This window comes from Pseudomonas sp. KB_15 (assembly GCF_052114525.1).
Classification (GTDB): Bacteria; Pseudomonadota; Gammaproteobacteria; order Pseudomonadales; family Pseudomonadaceae; genus Aquipseudomonas.
Genome location: NZ_JBFREX010000003.1, coordinates 264,728 through 281,208, shown reverse-complemented (window position 1 = coordinate 281,208; position 16,481 = coordinate 264,728). Strand labels below are relative to the sequence as shown.

The following is a 16,481-nucleotide window of genomic DNA, read 5'->3' as shown; positions in this document are numbered from 1 at the left end:
CTTATGTCAGAAATTTCTGCAGCAAGTCGTTGAGGAAGAGTTGTCCGCGTTCGGTGGCTACCAGGCGTGACGGTTCGACCTGCAACAGGCCGCTTTGTTCGGCTTCACGGCGGCCTTCAGCAAGGCTTTCCAGCGTCATGCCGGTACGTTCCGGGTATAGCCGCGATTCGACGCCTTCAGTCAGGCGCAGCGCGTTCATCAGGAATTCGAACGGCATCTCATCATTGGTCAGCGCTTTCTCACCGGCTTGAAAGCTTTTCGCCGGATTCAGGTAATCCTTCGGCAAGCGGGTTTTCCAGGTGCGAACAATGCGCCCGTCCGGGTGGCTGAGCTTGCCGTGGGCGCCGGCACCGATGCCGATGAAATCGCCAAAACTCCAGTAGTTGAGGTTGTGTCGCGCCGGACGTCCGGGCAGGGCATAGGCCGAGACTTCGTACTGGGCGTAACCGTGTTCGGCCAGCAGCGCTTGCCCGGCTTCCTGGATGTCCCACAGCGTGTCGTCTTCCGGCAGCGTCGGCGGCTGGTTCCAGAACACCGTGTTCGGTTCCAGGGTCAGTTGATACCACGACAGGTGTGTCGGTTTCAGGGCGATGGCTGTGCGCAGGTCGGCCAAGGCATCGTCCAGGGACTGATTCGGCAAGCCATGCATCAAGTCCAGGTTGAAGTTATCGAACCCGGCCTGCCGCGCCATACCGGCGGCGCGTACGGCTTCGTCGCCGTTGTGGATGCGGCCCAGGGCTTCGAGCTTTTCTTGCTGAAAACTCTGGATGCCGATCGACAAGCGATTGATGCCCAGTTTCCGGTACGCCACGAACTTGTCTTGCTCGAATGTCCCCGGATTGGCTTCCAGCGTAATTTCGATGTCGCTGGCAAACGGGATGCGCTGTTCGACGCCTTTGAGCAAGCGACACAGCGAATCAGCACTGAACAGGCTTGGCGTACCGCCACCAAAGAAGATCGAGCTCAGATCACGACCATAAACGGCGTGCAGGTCCTGATCGAGATCGGCCAGCAAGGCGTCGACGTACTCTTCTTCCGGCAGCACGGGGCTGGCGGTGTGGGAGTTGAAGTCGCAATAAGGGCATTTGCGTACACACCACGGGATGTGGATATACAGCGCCAGCGGCGGCAGTGCTGGCAGGGCCGCCCGAGGCGATTGAACGTCGCCGCCGAAGATCAGCGGCGACGTGGATGATTCATGGGTCATTTCAAGCCCAGACGCTGGCGCAGCAGATCCATTGCACGGGCGCGGTGGCTGATCTGGTTCTTGTCGCCCGGGCTCAACTCGGCGCTGGAGCAATCGCGCTCCGGCACCCAGAACAGCGGGTCGTAGCCAAAACCGTGTTCGCCGCTGGCCTGGGTCAGTATTCGCCCGTGCCACAAACCTTCGCAGAGGATCGGCAATGGATCATCGGCGTGGCGCACCAATGCGAGCACGCAGACGAACTGCGCACCACGCTCGGCTTCAGGCACGTCTTTCAACACGTCGAGCAACTTGGCGTTGTTCGCCGCATCGCCCTTGCCGTCGGCATAGCGCGCCGAGTAGATGCCGGGCGCACCGCCAAGGAAATCCACCGCCAGCCCGGAATCGTCGGCCAGCGCCGGCAGGCCGGAAATGCGCGCGGCATTACGGGCCTTGAGGATGGCGTTCTCGACGAACGACAAACCGGTTTCTTCAGGCTCGACGCTGCTGAACTCGCCGATCGAGCGCAGATGCACCGACTCGCCGAGCATGGCCTGGAGTTCCTTGAGTTTGCCGGCGTTATGGCTGGCCAATACGAGTTGCGTGAAGTTGATCATTGGCCGGGGAAGAGCTCTTGGTTGAAATTGATGGTGTTGATTTTGTCACCGGTCTGCACCTTGATGTCGAAAGTGCGGACCTCCGGTTGATCTACCGGATACTGCGCGATGTAGTAGATCGCACCTTGTTCGGTGATCTGTTTGAACTTCAGTGGCACGGTCTGGCTGGTCAGGTCTTTGACCGAACCGCTCACCTGGGCTATCAGTGGCTTGCCTTCCTTGAGCACCGAGATATTGATCACGCCCTGGTTCTTGCTGCGGATCAGTTCGGCGGACTTGGCAATGTCCGGGGTCAGGTAGGTGGAGTTGAAGGTGTTGTAGTGCACCGTCACGTCGCCGAAGGTTTCCTGGCGCTCGCTCTTGATGGGTTCGGCGCCCATGGCGGTGACGCTCAGGCAGGCAGTAAGTAGAAACAAAGCAAGACGACCCATGATCGTTCTCCTTGAAATAGGGTGGATCAGACCGCGACCTTGTGGTCGGAAAGTCCCGGACTGCTGACGCGGTAGATTCCGATCTCACCTAACAGATTAGGCCATAGCTTACTGGCCCACCCGTGTCGATGCTGTTGATCCACCGCAAGCCGATCAATGACCTTCGCTTCACGTTCGCGACACAAGGCTTCAAAGTCCGCGAAGGTGCAGAAGTGAATGTTCGGCGTGTTGTACCAGGTGTACGGCAGGAACTCGGAAACCGGCATCCGGCCCTTGCTCGCCAGGTACCAGCGGCAGCGCCAGTGACCGAAGTTGGGGAAGGTGATGATGCACTGTCGGCCTACGCGCAGCATTTCCTCGAGGATCTTGTCCGGATAGTGCACCGCTTGCAGCGCCTGGGTCATGACCACGATGTCGAAACTGTTGCTGGCAAAGTTGCCCAGGCCCTTGTCCAGGTCCTGTTCGATGACGTTGATGCCCTTGGCCACGCACTCGGCAATGTTGTCGGCGTCGTTTTCCAGGCCATAACCGGTGACTTGCTTGTTATCGCGCAGCCAGGTCAGCAGTTCGCCATCGCCGCACCCGAGGTCGAGCACGCGGCTGCCGGCGGGGATCCATTCCTGGATGATTTCCAGATCAGCTCTCATGGCTTTCTCACAACGTAATGCGGTTCATGTAATTGCCGAATGCCTGCAGATAGCGCGGGATCGGAATCAGAAAGGCGTCGTGGCCTTGCGGTGCGTCGATCTCGAGGTAGCAGACGTCCTTGCGCGCGGCCATCAGCGCGTCCACCAGTTCCCGCGAACGGGCAGGGGAGAAGCGCCAGTCGGTGGTGAACGACATCACGCAGAACTTGGCTTTGGCACCTTCAAAGGTTTTTGCCAGGTTATCGTCGAAGTTCGCTGCCGGATCGAAGTAATCGAGCGCTTTGGTCATCAACAGATACGTATTGGCATCGAAGCGCCCGGAGAACTCTTCGCCCTGATAACGCAGGTAGCTTTCAACCTGGAACTCGACGCTGTGGAAGTCGTAGTTGAGCTTCTCGCTCTTGAGCCCGCGGCCGAATTTTTCGCCCATGGAGTCGTCGGACAGGTAGGTGATGTGCCCGACCATCCGCGCGAGCATCAGGCCGCGCTTGGGGATCACGTTGTGTTCCTGGAACGAACCGCCGTGGAATTCCGGGTCGGTGAGAATCGCCTGGCGCGCCACTTCGTTGAACGCGATGTTCTGTGCCGACAACTTGGGTGCCGAGGCGATGGCCAGGCAGTGACGGATGCGGTCAGGGTAGGTGATGCTCCATTGCATCGCCTGCATGCCGCCGAGGCTGCCGCCGATCACGGCCGCGAACCGGGTGATGCCGAGACGATCAGCCAGGCGCGCCTGACTGTGCACCCAGTCTTCGACGGTCAGGACCGGGAAATCGGCGCCGAACGGCTTGCCGGTGTCCGGGTTGATGCTGCTCGGGCCGGTGGAGCCGTTGCAACCGCCGAGGTTGTTCAGGCTGACCACGAAGAACCTGTTGGTGTCGATCGGCTTGCCGGGGCCGATGCAGCTGTCCCACCAACCGGGTTTACGGTCGTCGGCGCTGTGGTAACCGGCGGCGTGGTGGTGCCCGGACAAGGCGTGGCAGATCAGCACGGCGTTGCTCGCCGCGGCGTTGAGCGTGCCGTAGGTTTCGTAAATCAGGTCATAGGCCGGGAGCGAACGTCCACAGGCCAAAGCCAGCGGCTCGCTGAAGTGCGCCACTTGCGGCGTCACCAGACCAACAGAATCGGGGGGAAAGGCAGCTGGCATCGACCCTGCTCTCATTGAAATGAGGCGTAAGTCTAAAGACCGCTGGGGTTAGCGGCAAGCAAAGGCCGGGCCTGATTTGATTCATTCAGACCGAGGTGCGCCATTCGCGAGCGAGCTTGCTCGCGATGAACGATGACACGGTCAGTCCGCCGGGCGCACCAGATCAGGCAAATCCGGCAACTTCTTCGGCGAGCAGATCCGCACCCGTTTCTGCCGGTTCAACTCACCGCTGATTAAACTGACCTGGCTCTTGGACACGCCAAAGGCCTTGGCCAAAAACGCCATCAGATACGCGTTGGCCTTGCCCTCGACCGGCGGCGCGGTCAGGCGAATCTTCAGGCGATCGCCGTGCAGCCCGGCGAAGTCATCGCTACGGGCTGCCGGTTGCAGGTGACATTCCAGAATCAGGTCGTCACCGTCCCAGCGAAACCAGCTCACCGGGTCAGATCAACACGCGGAGGATTTGCGGCATCATGGTCACGGCGGCGAGGTTGTTGATCACCAGCATGTCGATCAGTTTGATCGCCAGGAACGCAAAGATCGGCGACAGATCAAGCCCGCCCAGGTTCGGCAGGAATTTGCGGAACGGCGCCAGGGCCGGCTCGCAGATGTCGTTCACCAGTTCGGCGCCCGGGTTATGGCTGCCCGGTGCGACCCAGGACAGGATCACGCTGATGATCAGGGCAAAGAAGAAGATATTCAGGAATAGTGCGGTCACACCGATGAACGACCAGATCAGCAATTGCAGGGGGTTGCCGGTGGTGCCGTAGGTCAGCAACAGGGTCAGGGCCATCAGTGCCAGTTGCACCAGGATCGCCAGCACCAGCGAGGACATGTCCAGGCCGAACACGCTCGGGATGATCCGGCGCAGCGGCTTGAGCAGCGGCTGGGTGGCCTTCACGGCGAACTGGCAGATCGGGTTGTAGAAGTTTGCCCGCACCAGTTGCAGCACGAAGCGCATTAGCACGATCAGCAGGTACAGGCTGCCGAGGGTTTGCAGCACGTAGACCGCTGCGGTGTTCAATCCAATCATGAAAAGCTCCTTATTGACCCAGTTGTTCGGCCATCTCGGCCGAGCGATGCGCGGCAGCGCCGAGTGCTTTTTCGACCATGGCTTCAAAGCCATTGGCCTGGAACGACTTGATTGCGGCTTCTGTGGTGCCCGCAGGCGAGGTGACACGGCGGCGCAGCTCGGCCGCGTCGACGTCGCTGGAGACGGCCATGTGCGCGGCGCCCAGTGCGGTTTGCAGGGTCAATTGCGCGGCGATGTCCGCCGGCAGGCCGAGTTTTACGCCGGCGGCGGTCATGGCCTCGATCAGCAGGAAGAAATATGCAGGGCCGCTACCGGAAACGGCGGTGACCGCATCCAGTTGCTGTTCCTCGTCCAGCCACAGGGCGATGCCGACTGCCGACAACAGCTCCTGGGCTTGCTGGCGTTGTTGCGCCGTGACTTGTTCGGTGGCGAACAACCCACTCACGCCCTGACGCAGCAGCGCCGGGGTATTGGGCATGCAGCGCACGATCGGCTGGGCGCCAAGCCAGTTGTTCATGCTGGCGCAGGTGATGCCTGCGGCAATCGACACCACCAGTTGATGGGGCTTGAGGCTTGGGCGAATCGCTTCGCACACGGCTTTCATTGCCTGTGGCTTGACCGCGAGGACGACGACGTCGGCGCCATCGATGGCCTGGGCGTTGTCGGCGAAGGTTTCGATGCCGTGTTCAGCACTCACGCGGGCGCGGGTTTCTTCGCCCGGATCGCTGGCGCGGATCTGCGCCGCTTCCAGACCCTTGGCCCGCAGGCCGCCGATCAGACTGGAGGCCATGTTGCCGGCACCGATAAAGGCAATACGCGTCTTGCTCATGTCAGGTCCTTATAAAGAAGAGAGTCAGCCATGGGTTACGGCCGATCGTAATCGCGGGCGCCAAACAGGGCCGTACCGATGCGGACCCAGGTGGCGCCCTGGGCTATGGCCGACTCAAGGTCGTGGCTCATGCCCATGGAAAGTGTGTCGAGTGGCAGGTTCAGGCTGGCTTGCAGGCTTTGCACGGCAGCAAACGCGGCGTCCTGGGCGGCGCGATCTTCAGTCGGCTCAGGGATAGCCATCAACCCGCGCAACTTCAAGCGCGGCAAGGCGTTGATGGCATTGGCCAGGGCTGGCAGGTCAGCCGGGGTACAGCCGGATTTGCTGGCTTCACCGCTGACGTTGACCTGAATGCAGATGTTCAGGGGCGGCAAATCGGCGGGACGTTGTTCGGACAGGCGTTGCGCGATTTTCAGGCGATCCACGGAATGCACCCAGTCGAAGTGCTCGGCGATAGCACGAGTCTTGTTCGATTGAATGGGGCCGATGAAGTGCCAGATCAAGGGCAGGTCGGCCAGTTCGAGTTGCTTGCCCAGCGCTTCCTGCAGGTAGTTCTCGCCAAAGTCACGCAGGCCGGCGGCGTAGGCTTCACGCAGGTCTTGTGCGGGTTTGGTCTTGCTCACGGCCAGCAGCTGGACGCTGTTTTCGGCTCGGTTGGCAGCGAGTGCAGCAGCATGGATGCGCGAACTAACTTCGAGAATGTTGTCTGCTATGGTGGACATCAAGAGGCGCCAGCGGTCTGAAGGTTCGCGGCATTCTACTGGAATTGAGAGACGCTATGGATATCACCGAACTGCTGGCATTCAGCGCCAAACAGGGCGCATCCGACCTGCACCTGTCTGCCGGCCTGCCGCCGATGATTCGGGTGGATGGTGATGTGCGGCGCATCAATCTGCCGGCCATGGACCACAAACAGGTGCAGGCGCTGATCTACGACATCATGAACGACACCCAGCGGGTGGATTTCGAAAAGCATCTGGAAACCGACTTTTCCTTTGATGTGCCCGGCGTGGCGCGCTTTCGGGTCAATGTGTTCAATCAGAACCGTGGCGCGGGCGCCGTGTTTCGTACCATCCCGTCAAAAGTGCAGAGCATGGACGAACTGGGCATGGGCGAAGTGTTTCGCAAGATGACCGACGCTCCCCGTGGTCTGGTGCTGGTGACCGGCCCGACCGGTTCCGGCAAATCCACTACGCTGGCGGCGATGATCGACTACCTGAATACCCATCGCCATCACCACATCCTCACCATCGAGGACCCTATCGAGTTCGTCCACGAATCGCGTAAATGCCTGATCAACCAGCGTGAAGTCCATCGCGATACCCGCAGCTTTGCCACCGCCTTGCGATCGGCACTGCGGGAAGACCCGGATGTGATTCTGGTGGGGGAGATGCGCGATCTGGAAACCATTCGCCTGGCGTTGACCGCCGCCGAAACCGGCCATCTGGTGTTCGGCACGCTGCACACCACGTCGGCGGCGAAAACCATCGACCGGGTGGTCGATGTGTTTCCGGGGGACGAGAAGTCGATGGTGCGCTCGATGCTCTCCGAGTCGCTGCTGGCGGTGGTGTCCCAGACCCTGGTGAAGAAGGTCGGTGGCGGACGCATCGCGGCCCACGAGATCATGCTGGGGACATCGGCGATCCGCAACCTGATCCGCGAGGACAAGGTGGCGCAGATGTACTCGGCGATTCAGTCGGGAGGGTCGTTGGGGATGCAGACGCTGGATATGAGCTTGAAGAACCTGGTGACCAAGGGGTTGATCAGTCGTGATCATGCGCAGGAGAAAGCGCGGTCGCCGGAAGGTTTTTGAGGAAAATGTGTGGTGCTTTCAAGGACGCCATCGCGAGCAAGCTCACTCCCACAGGGGGGCGCATTCCAATGTGGGAGCGAGCTTGCTCGCGATGGGGTCATTATGTTCGATACAGATTCAGGACACTGAAATCAGCGCTGAACCACACGCAACTGATTCGGCTCTTTCGGCAGGACCCGCTTGGCAACCATGTAGTGGCTTTCCCAGTACGGTTTCTTCAAAGTGTCGATGGTCACCGACTTGCCACGACGTGGCGCGTGGATGAAGCGGTCGTTGCCCAGGTAAATGGCAACGTGATTGACCCGGCGGCTCTTGATGTTGAAGAAAATCAGATCGCCCGGCTTCAGGTCGTTGCGATCGACTTTCTCCCCATGACCGCTGGCCATGGCGTTGGAGGTGCGTGGCAGGTCGAACGTGGCGTCGTTGAACGCGTATTTCACCAGGCCGCTGCAATCGAAACCTTTGCTTGGGCTGCTGCCGCCCCAACGATAGGGAGTGCCGAGGACGTTCACAGCGCGGCTGAGCACGTTGCTGCTTTCCTTGGTGCCCATCGGTGGAACCAGGCCGCTTTTGTCGCTGGCCAGGGTTGGAGCATATTTATCGGATTTTTTGTCTTTGCTCGAAGGAGCAGAGGCATGGGATTTTGGGGTGTAACCATTAACGTTAGGAAGACGTTGCTCACGATTGGTGGCGTGGGCGGCCAGTGGCATCAAAAGGCAAATGGTTAGCCATGTCTTGAAAAATGAACGCATTAGGCAGGGCTCTTAATAAGTTAGCGCGCAACTTTATAACAGCTTTTTTGCCGCTTCCGAGGCCGTTGGTCGATTCAACCTGGGGGGCAATGGTGGCAAAAAAGCGGCAAAATGGCGCAATTGTCCGACAGAAGCCCGGTGTTACAAGGCTTAGACGGGAGTGACGGTAGCACCTGCCATACGTCGGGTGCCTGTAAAAAAGTCACAAAGAAATGAAGAATATTTATCTATCGTGCGAATCGAGGTCATTCATGAACCCCTATCAACAGACGATCCAGCAGCAAGACACCCACAGCAAAGTGATCGGTTACCTGCTGTGGATTTTCGGTTTTACCGGCGCTCATCGCTTCTATTACGGCAAGCCGGTGACCGGGACGATCTGGTTCTTCACCTTTGGCTTGCTGGGGATCGGTTGGCTGATCGACCTGTTCCTGATCCCGTCCATGGACCGTGAAGCGGACCTGCGGTTCACCGCCGGGCCGATCGAATACAACGTGGCGTGGATTCTGCTGACGTTTCTCGGGGTGTTCGGCGTGCACCGCATGTATCAGGGGAAATGGATCAGCGGGCTGCTGTACCTGCTGACGGGCGGGTTGTTCTTTATTGGCGTGTTGTATGACTTCTGGACGTTGAATGATCAGGTGTCGGTACGTAATGCGCAGAGTCGGTGATTTCTGCGGCGTGGGGGCAGGCCCTCTCGCCGCAGGGTTTTACGTCGGGTGACTGATCCAGCTATCCGTCTGCTTGAGTTACGGTCTGTGAGTGGTTACTGGAATACTTTCAGTAATTGAAGTTGAAGTGTTAAAAATGCCATTGTGCTGAAGCTGTAGAAAATTGAAATGATGAAGTGGTTTGGGGTGGCCCAGTAATTTATGCTGTCGGCGAGAATCGCAAGCGATGCAATTGCAACTATTAATGCTGATATTTTTATCAAGGTTGAATTGGTGTGGCGGGCTTTTCTGTATAAAAATATTTGCATTAGGTGAAATATGAATAACACTAAGCCCGCAATCAGGATTGTGCCTATTGGTATTCCGATTGAGTCTCGATCTATGTCGTAAATGCCTGCGCTCAAATTTCTTTCTATGGTAAATATTGCTACGCTGGAAGTGATCGCTAAAAGTAAAGGGTAGATGTAGTTCATGTGTTTGTAGAGAGTCTTCATGTGGGCTCTTCCTGAATGCAGAAGCTCATAAGTAAGGGCTTTTATAGCACTTTTTATTTTAACCAATCATGGAACATATCCATTTTGGCTGAGGAAGTGATGGGGGCATCGCATAGGCTCCCCAGTTGAACCCAGGGTTAACTGTAAAGCCGCCTGATTTTTCCTTGTGCTGTTTTTATATTAAATGATGCGTATTGAATCTGTATTCAATAACTTTGTAGGCTGTTTCTGTATGTTGCGAAGTTCCTTTCGCACAGATGATGAGAAGTCAGAAGTTTCTGTTCGTTGGGTAGTTTTATTCGCCATCGCTTGTAGAAATATTCTTGATGCGGCTGTGCTGTATGGGGAAAGGCAGTGGAGGGCGGGGCAGGAGGGCGATATGACTTCTGGACGTTGAATGATCAGGTTTCGCTGCGTAACGGACAGAACAGAGGCGCCTTCCAGTAAGCCTTCGCGAGCAAGCCCGCTCCCACATTTGATCTTTGGTGTTCACAAATACTGTGTTCATTACAGAACTAATGTGGGAGCGGGCTTGCTCGCGAAGGCAGGCGACGCGGTCTTACGCCTGGTGGCTGATCCGTCCATCCACCAGGGTGTAACGCACCACAGCCGGCAGGCTGTGGCCAATGAACGGGCAGTTTTCGCCCTTGGACAACCAGCTTTCACCGGCGACGGTCGAGGCCGCCGGGTCGAATAGCACGATGTCCGCCGCACCACCTACCGCCAGTTTGCCTGCCGGCAGGCGCAAGGCCTCGGCAGGACCGGCGCTCAGGCGTTTCAGCAATGTCGGCAGGTCCAGCAAACCGTCTTCGACCAGGGTCATCGCCAGTGGCAACAGCAGTTCGACGCTGCTGATGCCCGGCTCGGTGGCGCCGAACGGTGCCAGCTTGGCGTCACGCTCATGGGGTTGGTGGTGACTGGAGATGGCCGAGATCACGCCGGATTTCACCGCGGCGCGCAGGCCCTCGCGGTCGGCGCGGGTGCGTAGCGGCGGCTGGACGTGGTACAGGCTGCTGAAGTCGATCAGGGCTTCGTCGGTCAGGATCAACTGGTACAGGGCGACATCCGCCGTGACCTTCAGGCCCCGGGCCTGGGCCTGGGCGATCAGTTCAACACCGCGGGCGCTGGTGAGCTGGCTGAAGTGCGCGCGCACGCCCGTCTGTTCAACCAGCAGCAGATCCCGGGCCAGGGCGACGGTTTCGGCGCTTTCCGGAATGCCTGGCAGGCCAAGGAAACTGGCAGTCGGGCCTTCGTGAGCCAGGCCACCCTCGGCCAGGTCGTGATCCTGGGAGTTGAAAATCACCGTCAGGTCGAAAGTCGCTGCATAGTCCAGTGCCCGACACAGGGTGCGGGTGTTGCGGAAACTCTCCAGGCCATTGCCGAAGGCCACGCAACCGGCGTCGCGCAAGGCAACCAGCTCGGCCAGCTGTTCACCGTCCAGGCCTTTGCTCAGGGCGCCAATCGGGAAGACTTTGGTGTTGCCGGCCTCACGGGCGCGGTCGAGGATCAGTTCGGCCACGGCCGAGGTGTCCAGCACCGGTTTGGTCTTCGGCGGGCAGCACAGGCTGGTCACGCCGCCAGCTGCCGCCGCGCGGGTTTCGCTGACAATCGAGCCTTTGCGGCTATAACCCGGCTCGCGCAGGGCAACGTTGAGGTCGACGAGGCCTGGAGCGGCCACCAGGCCTTTGGCGTCAATCGTGTCGACGGCGATAAAACCGGCGGGTGCAGCGCCAATGGCGACGACCTTGCAGGCTTCAATGTGGATGTCGGTCACTTGATCCAGGCCGCTGGCCGGATCGATCACGCGGGCGCCGAGAATGCTGAGCTTCACTGGGCGTTCTCCTGCTCGAATTGGCGCTGGGCAGTCTGCCCGCTCATGGCCATGGACAGCACGGCCATACGAATGGCGATCCCGTAGGTCACCTGGTTGAGGATCACCGAGTGCGGGCCATCGGCCACCGCTGACTCGATTTCCACGCCACGGTTGATCGGTCCCGGGTGCATCACGATGGCATCGGGCTTGGCACCGGCCAGGCGCGCGGTGGTCAAGCCGAACAGGCGGTAGAACTCGCCTTCGCTCGGCAACAGGCCGCCGGTCATGCGTTCACGCTGCAGGCGCAACATGATCACCACGTCGACATCCTTCAGGCCTTCGGTCATGTCGGTGTAGACCTTCACGCCGTACTGCTCGATGCCGATCGGCAGCAGGGTTTTCGGCGCGATCACGCGGATGTCCGGGCAACCGAGGGTTTTCAGGGCCAGCATGTTCGAGCGCGCGACCCGCGAATGCAGGATATCGCCGACGATGGCCACCGAAAGGTTTTCGAAACCGCCCTTGTGCCGGCGGATGGTCAACATGTCGAGCATGCCCTGGGTCGGGTGCGCGTGCCGGCCGTCACCGCCGTTGATGATCGCCACTTGTGGGCAGACATGTTCGGCGATGAAGTGCGCTGCGCCGGAATCACCGTGGCGCACGACGAACATGTCGGCGGCCATGGCTTCCAGGTTGCGCAGGGTGTCGAGCAGGGTTTCACCCTTGCTCGCCGACGACGTGGATACGTTGAGGGTGATCACGTCGGCCGAGAGCCGCTGGGCCGCCAGTTCGAAGGTGGTGCGGGTGCGGGTCGAGTTCTCGAAGAACACGTTGCACACGGTCTTGCCGCGCAGCAACGGGACTTTCTTCACGGCCCGGGCGCCGACTTCGAGGAAGGAATCGGCGGTGTCGAGGATTTCCGTCAGCAGCTCGCGGCGCAAACCGTCGAGCGAGAGGAAATGGCGCAGCTGGCCCTGATCATTGAGCTGCAGCGGGCGCTTGGTTTCTAGAGGCGTCATCGCAAGGGGGACTCTCAATAGGGCGAATTAAAGGGCGAGGTCTTGCAGTTCGAGCGCGAGCTCGGGGCCGGACAGCTTCACCCGTTCGTGGGCCGCCAGCGACAGTGTGGCGCCAACCACGTTCGGGCGGATCGGCAGTTCGCCGGCGTCCAGGTCCAGCAGGCACACCAGCGTCACGCTGGCCGGGCGGCCGTAGTCGAACAGTTCGTTCATGGCGGCGCGGATGGTCCGGCCGCTCATCAGCACGTCGTCGATCAGCACCAGGTGCTGGCCTTCGATCTCGAACGGCAGCGCCGAAGGGCGAACCTGCGGGTGCAGGCCGCTCTGGCTGAAATCGTCGCGGTAGAAGGACACGTCCAGGGTGCCGAGGGGCTCCGCGCTGCCCAGTTCCTTGAGCAGGGCCTGGGCCACCCAGACGCCACCAGTGCGGATGCCGATGAAACGCGGGTCGCTAATGCCTCGTTTGGCCAGATAAGCGTCAAGCCGGGTCGCCATCTGGCTGATCAGTTCGGCGGGATTGGGCAGGCTCATGGTTGCTCCTTCTTGGGCCCGAGCCAGGTGGTGCTTTTGGTGGCTCGGGTGGTTGTAGCTAAGAGAGACGCATCGCGGCTCTTCAGGATTCGAACAGTGCGCCATTCTCGTCGAGCCAACCTTGCAGCAGCAGGGCGGCGGCGATGGCATCGACCGGGTTGTCGCGATAACTGCCTTTCTGGCCGCCACGGGCCAGGCGTTCGCCCTTGGCCTCGAAGGTGGTCAGGCGTTCATCGTGGGTATAAAAGGGCAGGTTGAAGCGGCCGTTCAGGCGCCGGGCGAACTTTTCCGCGCGGGCGCACATGTCACTGGGCGTACCGTCCATGTTCAACGGCAGGCCGACCACCACGGCATCGGGCTTCCACTCTTTGATGAGGGCTTCGACCTGGTTCCAGTCAGGAATGCCGTTCTGCGCCTTCAGGGTGCACAGCTCGCGAGCCTGGCCGGTAATCACCTGGCCGACCGCAACGCCGATCTGTTTGGTGCCGTAGTCGAATCCGAGAATCAGCCGCAGGGCCATCAGGCGTGCCCCGCCTGGCTGGTCAGCAGGCTGAGGTTGACACCCAGGTGCCTGGCCGCCGCTTCCAGGCGCAGCTCGCTGCTGGTGTTGAACAGGATGTCGGCGTCAAACGGGCAGGTCAGCCAGGCGTTCTGCGCCAGTTCGGCCTCCAGTTGCCCGGCTTCCCAACCGGCATAGCCGAGGGCAATCAGGCTTTTTGCCGGGCCGACGCCGTCAGCGATGGCGAACAGTATGTCCTGAGTGGTCGACAGGGATAACTCATCTTCCAGATCAACGGTTGCCTGGAAACTCAGCCCCTTGGGGTGCAAGACGAAGCCGCGATCGGTTTGCACCGGGCCGCCGATAAAGATCGGTACATGCTGGCAGAGCGGTGGCGGTTCGATATCCGGGCGCAATTGCTCAAGGATATCGGCCAGGTTCAGCTCTTGCGGACGGTTGACCACCAGCCCCATGGCACCATTGGCCGTGTGCTCGACGATGTAGGTCAAGGTGTGCGCAAAGTTCGGGTCGGCCATGTGCGGCATGGCGATCAGGAATTGATGCTTGAGGTAGCTGGGGTTGACGTTTTTCATGAGCGTTAGTGTGGCGTTCGGGGGGCGAACTGACAAGCTGGGGATGCATAGGAAATGCCTCAAATCCCCACTGAAGACTCGGATTCCTGTGGGAGCGAGCTTGCTCGCGATGGCGGCCTGGCAGTCGACTACTTCGTTGAGTGTGAAATCGTCATCGCGAGCAAGCTCGCTCCCACAGGGGATTTGCAGTGGTCAGTTACTTGAGAGGCGGTCGCCACGGGCAAATTTCCAGGTGCGGATGATTTCCAGGCGGTCAATGTCCGACAGATCCCCGGTAAAGGGTGCAAACGGTGCCGCCAGGCGAACGATGCGCTGGGCCGCCTGATCCAGCAGCGGTTGCCCGGAGGACTCCAGCACCAGCACTTCATACAGCGAACCGTCACGATTGATCGACACCATCAAGCGCAAATTGCCGTAGATCTGTTTGCGCCGCGCTTCGTCGGGGTAGTTGAGGTTGCCGATGCGTTCGACTTTCTTGCGCCACTCGTCCTTGTACCAGGCGCCCTTGTCGCGCATGGTCGAGGCCGCGCTCAAACGGTGAATGCGCGGGCGCTTGGCGTACAGCTGTTGTTCGGCGGCCAGTTCCGCTTCGAGGCTGGCGATGTCGCTGGACAGTTGCTCGCTGTCGAACGTCGGCGCCTGGACCTGGGGTTTGACCTCGGTCTTGGGCTCCTCGGTCTTGGCGGGGGCTTTTTTCGGCTTCGGCGCCACAGTGGTCACGGCAGCCTTGGGCGGGGCTTCCTGCACTTCAGGCTTGGCGGCCGGCGGTGGCGTGACTTTCTGCACCTTGTTGTCCTGGAACGGCGCGACCTCGGTGGTCTTGGGAATCGCCTTTTTATCCAGGGTACCGCTGCCTTGCTGATTCTCCTGAGCCAGGAAATCGGCTTTCTCAGGCTTCTTTTCGCTTTTGAAGGTGGCGAGGGTGATTTCCAGGGTTTTGCTGATCTGCCTGGGCTCGACCACTGCGAATCCGACGCCAAGCAGCAAGGCCAGGTGGATCAGTGCCGCCAGAAACAGGGTAAAACCGAGGCGATCGGCCGGGCGCACGCCACGGTGGGCGAGTTCGGCAGGCAGATCGGACGGGAGGGTCATGACAAGGAAACCAACATCGCGTTTTTCACAGGCCGCGCATGATAACGCAATGTTGGTTTAGCTAATCAACGTGCCTTGAGCTTCTGATCGATGGCATCCATCAGCATGCCGCCGATGTCAGTGCCAAACGCGTTATCAATCTCGCGAATGCAGGTCGGGCTGGTGACGTTGATTTCGGTCAGGTGCTCGCCGATCACGTCCAGGCCAACGAACAGCAGGCCTTTTTCACGCAGGGTCGGGCCGACTTGCGCGGCGATCCAGCGGTCCTTGTCGGTCAGCGGACGGGCTTCGCCGCGGCCACCGGCGGCCAGGTTGCCGCGGGTTTCGCCTTGGGCCGGAATCCGCGCCAGGCAATAATCCACAGGCTCGCCATCGATCATCAGGATGCGCTTGTCGCCGTCCTTGATTGCCGGCAGGTAGGCCTGGCCCATGATCTGCTGGGCGCCGAGGGCAGTGAGGGTTTCGAGGATCACCGACAGGTTCGGATCGCCCGCGCGGTGACGGAAAATCGACGTGCCGCCCATGCCGTCCAGCGGCTTGAGGATCACGTCGCCATGTTTTGCGGCGAATTCACGCAACACGTCGGCGCGGCGGCTGACCACGGTCGGCGGCGTGCACTGCGGGAACAGCGTGGCGAACAGCTTTTCGTTGCAGTCACGCAGGCTTTGCGGCTTGTTGACCACCAGCACGCCGGCGCGCTCGGCCTGTTCCAGCAAGTACGTGGAGTAGACGAACTCCATGTCGAACGGCGGATCCTTGCGCATCAGGATCACGTCCAGATCGCTCAGCAGCGCGTCGCTTTCGGCGCCCAGTTCGAACCATTTTTCCGGGTTGGCGAAAACCTGCAGCGGACGCATCCGCGCCCGAGCCTGGCCTTCGCCCTGATACAGGTCGCGCTGTTCCATATAGAACAGCTCCCAGCCACGCTTCTGCGCGGCCAGCAACATGGCCAGCGAGCTATCCTTTTTATAGGAAATGCTGGCGATAGGGTCCATGACAATCCCGACGCGAACGCTCATTGGGTTTTCCTCGAAAATTGGGGGCCGGACGTTGATCTTCTGTAGGAGCGAGCTTGCTCGCGATGGAGTGTCAGTCGACATCAATGCAGCTGATACACCATCGCGAGCAGGCTCGCTCCCACAAAAAGCGATCAGGCCAAAGGGCCGTATAAAAGTGGCGTCAGAGTGGCGCTGAGTGTGTTCCCGGTCAAGGAAAAACCACCTTGCAGGTCGGCCGATAGATTGGTTTTGGAGACTGTGCTAAAAAGGCTGCCATGTCGTGCTGGCCCTTGAGCATCAAGGGTTTCGAGCCGCGTTA

General features: G+C 60.0%; 20 protein-coding genes. 2 read left to right on the top strand and 18 right to left on the bottom strand.

Annotation, left to right across the window (positions count from 1 at the left end):
• Position 1: 1 nt before the first annotated feature.
• From hemW to AB4Z35_RS05430, 9 genes are all read right to left on the bottom strand, one after another.
• Positions 2-1,207: a radical SAM family heme chaperone HemW gene (hemW, locus tag AB4Z35_RS05470; RefSeq protein ID WP_442096273.1), complete on the bottom strand. Its 1,206-nt coding sequence runs from the start codon at positions 1,205-1,207 to the stop codon at positions 2-4.
• The gene (gene rdgB, locus AB4Z35_RS05465) at positions 1,204-1,800 is read right to left on the bottom strand and encodes an RdgB/HAM1 family non-canonical purine NTP pyrophosphatase (RefSeq protein WP_007987823.1); all 597 of its coding nucleotides are present in this window, start codon (positions 1,798-1,800) and stop codon (positions 1,204-1,206) included. Before rdgB ends, hemW begins: the two co-directional genes overlap by 4 nt.
• Positions 1,797-2,231: a DUF4426 domain-containing protein gene (locus AB4Z35_RS05460; RefSeq protein ID WP_007995454.1), complete on the bottom strand. Its 435-nt coding sequence runs from the start codon at positions 2,229-2,231 to the stop codon at positions 1,797-1,799. The genes rdgB and AB4Z35_RS05460 overlap by 4 nt, the downstream gene beginning before the upstream one ends.
• Before the next feature lie 26 nt (positions 2,232-2,257).
• Positions 2,258-2,878 (bottom strand): methionine biosynthesis protein MetW, encoded by a 621-nt coding sequence (gene metW / locus AB4Z35_RS05455; RefSeq protein WP_007975398.1) that lies wholly within the window; start codon positions 2,876-2,878, stop codon positions 2,258-2,260.
• A gap of 7 nt (positions 2,879-2,885) precedes the next feature.
• Entirely contained in the window at positions 2,886-4,025 is a 1,140-nt protein-coding gene (gene metX / locus AB4Z35_RS05450) for a homoserine O-succinyltransferase MetX (RefSeq protein ID WP_442096272.1), read from the bottom strand.
• 141 nt (positions 4,026-4,166) lie between these two features.
• Positions 4,167-4,463 (bottom strand): DUF167 domain-containing protein, encoded by a 297-nt coding sequence (locus AB4Z35_RS05445; protein ID WP_442096271.1) that lies wholly within the window; start codon positions 4,461-4,463, stop codon positions 4,167-4,169.
• A gap of 4 nt (positions 4,464-4,467) precedes the next feature.
• Complete coding sequence (locus AB4Z35_RS05440) at positions 4,468-5,058, bottom strand: YggT family protein (protein WP_442096270.1); 591 nt, start codon at positions 5,056-5,058, stop codon at positions 4,468-4,470.
• Between the two features lie 10 nt (positions 5,059-5,068).
• Complete coding sequence (gene proC / locus AB4Z35_RS05435) at positions 5,069-5,887, bottom strand: pyrroline-5-carboxylate reductase (protein WP_442096269.1); 819 nt, start codon at positions 5,885-5,887, stop codon at positions 5,069-5,071.
• Positions 5,888-5,922: 35 nt separating this feature from the next.
• Positions 5,923-6,609: a YggS family pyridoxal phosphate-dependent enzyme gene (locus tag AB4Z35_RS05430; protein ID WP_442096268.1), complete on the bottom strand. Its 687-nt coding sequence runs from the start codon at positions 6,607-6,609 to the stop codon at positions 5,923-5,925.
• Positions 6,610-6,665: 56 nt separating this feature from the next.
• On the opposite strand from AB4Z35_RS05430, the gene AB4Z35_RS05425 reads away from it, so the two are divergent.
• On the top strand, positions 6,666-7,700 hold the full coding sequence (locus AB4Z35_RS05425) for a type IV pilus twitching motility protein PilT (RefSeq protein ID WP_007995442.1): 1,035 nt from the start codon (positions 6,666-6,668) through the stop codon (positions 7,698-7,700).
• 131 nt (positions 7,701-7,831) lie between these two features.
• Here AB4Z35_RS05425 and AB4Z35_RS05420 read toward each other — a convergent pair whose 3' ends face one another.
• Positions 7,832-8,452 carry a C40 family peptidase gene (locus AB4Z35_RS05420; protein ID WP_007995441.1) on the bottom strand — a complete coding sequence of 207 codons (621 nt, stop codon included), beginning with the start codon at positions 8,450-8,452 and terminating at the stop codon, positions 7,832-7,834.
• A 251-nt stretch (positions 8,453-8,703) separates the two neighbouring features.
• On the opposite strand from AB4Z35_RS05420, the gene AB4Z35_RS05415 reads away from it, so the two are divergent.
• Positions 8,704-9,123 carry an NINE protein gene (locus AB4Z35_RS05415; protein WP_007995439.1) on the top strand — a complete coding sequence of 140 codons (420 nt, stop codon included), beginning with the start codon at positions 8,704-8,706 and terminating at the stop codon, positions 9,121-9,123.
• Positions 9,124-9,218: 95 nt separating this feature from the next.
• On the opposite strand, the gene AB4Z35_RS05410 is transcribed toward AB4Z35_RS05415, so the two are convergent.
• From AB4Z35_RS05410 to gshB, 8 genes are all read right to left on the bottom strand, one after another.
• Positions 9,219-9,617: a hypothetical protein gene (locus AB4Z35_RS05410; protein WP_310056096.1), complete on the bottom strand. Its 399-nt coding sequence runs from the start codon at positions 9,615-9,617 to the stop codon at positions 9,219-9,221.
• Positions 9,618-10,176: 559 nt separating this feature from the next.
• On the bottom strand, positions 10,177-11,448 hold the full coding sequence (locus AB4Z35_RS05405) for a dihydroorotase (RefSeq protein WP_442096267.1): 1,272 nt from the start codon (positions 11,446-11,448) through the stop codon (positions 10,177-10,179).
• Positions 11,445-12,449, bottom strand: coding sequence for an aspartate carbamoyltransferase catalytic subunit (locus AB4Z35_RS05400; RefSeq protein ID WP_007939362.1), 1,005 nt, complete (start codon positions 12,447-12,449; stop codon positions 11,445-11,447). Before AB4Z35_RS05400 ends, AB4Z35_RS05405 begins: the two co-directional genes overlap by 4 nt.
• Before the next feature lie 27 nt (positions 12,450-12,476).
• Positions 12,477-12,980 (bottom strand): bifunctional pyr operon transcriptional regulator/uracil phosphoribosyltransferase PyrR, encoded by a 504-nt coding sequence (gene pyrR, locus AB4Z35_RS05395; protein ID WP_008019953.1) that lies wholly within the window; start codon positions 12,978-12,980, stop codon positions 12,477-12,479.
• An 82-nt stretch (positions 12,981-13,062) separates the two neighbouring features.
• Positions 13,063-13,500: a Holliday junction resolvase RuvX gene (ruvX, locus tag AB4Z35_RS05390; protein ID WP_108229625.1), complete on the bottom strand. Its 438-nt coding sequence runs from the start codon at positions 13,498-13,500 to the stop codon at positions 13,063-13,065.
• Positions 13,500-14,072 carry a YqgE/AlgH family protein gene (locus AB4Z35_RS05385; protein ID WP_442096266.1) on the bottom strand — a complete coding sequence of 191 codons (573 nt, stop codon included), beginning with the start codon at positions 14,070-14,072 and terminating at the stop codon, positions 13,500-13,502. The genes ruvX and AB4Z35_RS05385 overlap by 1 nt, the downstream gene beginning before the upstream one ends.
• Positions 14,073-14,264: 192 nt before the next feature.
• Positions 14,265-15,164, bottom strand: a complete 900-nt coding sequence (locus tag AB4Z35_RS05380; RefSeq protein WP_007995430.1) for an energy transducer TonB — start codon at positions 15,162-15,164, stop codon at positions 14,265-14,267.
• Positions 15,165-15,229: 65 nt separating this feature from the next.
• Entirely contained in the window at positions 15,230-16,183 is a 954-nt protein-coding gene (gene gshB / locus AB4Z35_RS05375; protein ID WP_007995429.1) for a glutathione synthase, read from the bottom strand.
• Positions 16,184-16,481 lie beyond the last annotated feature (298 nt).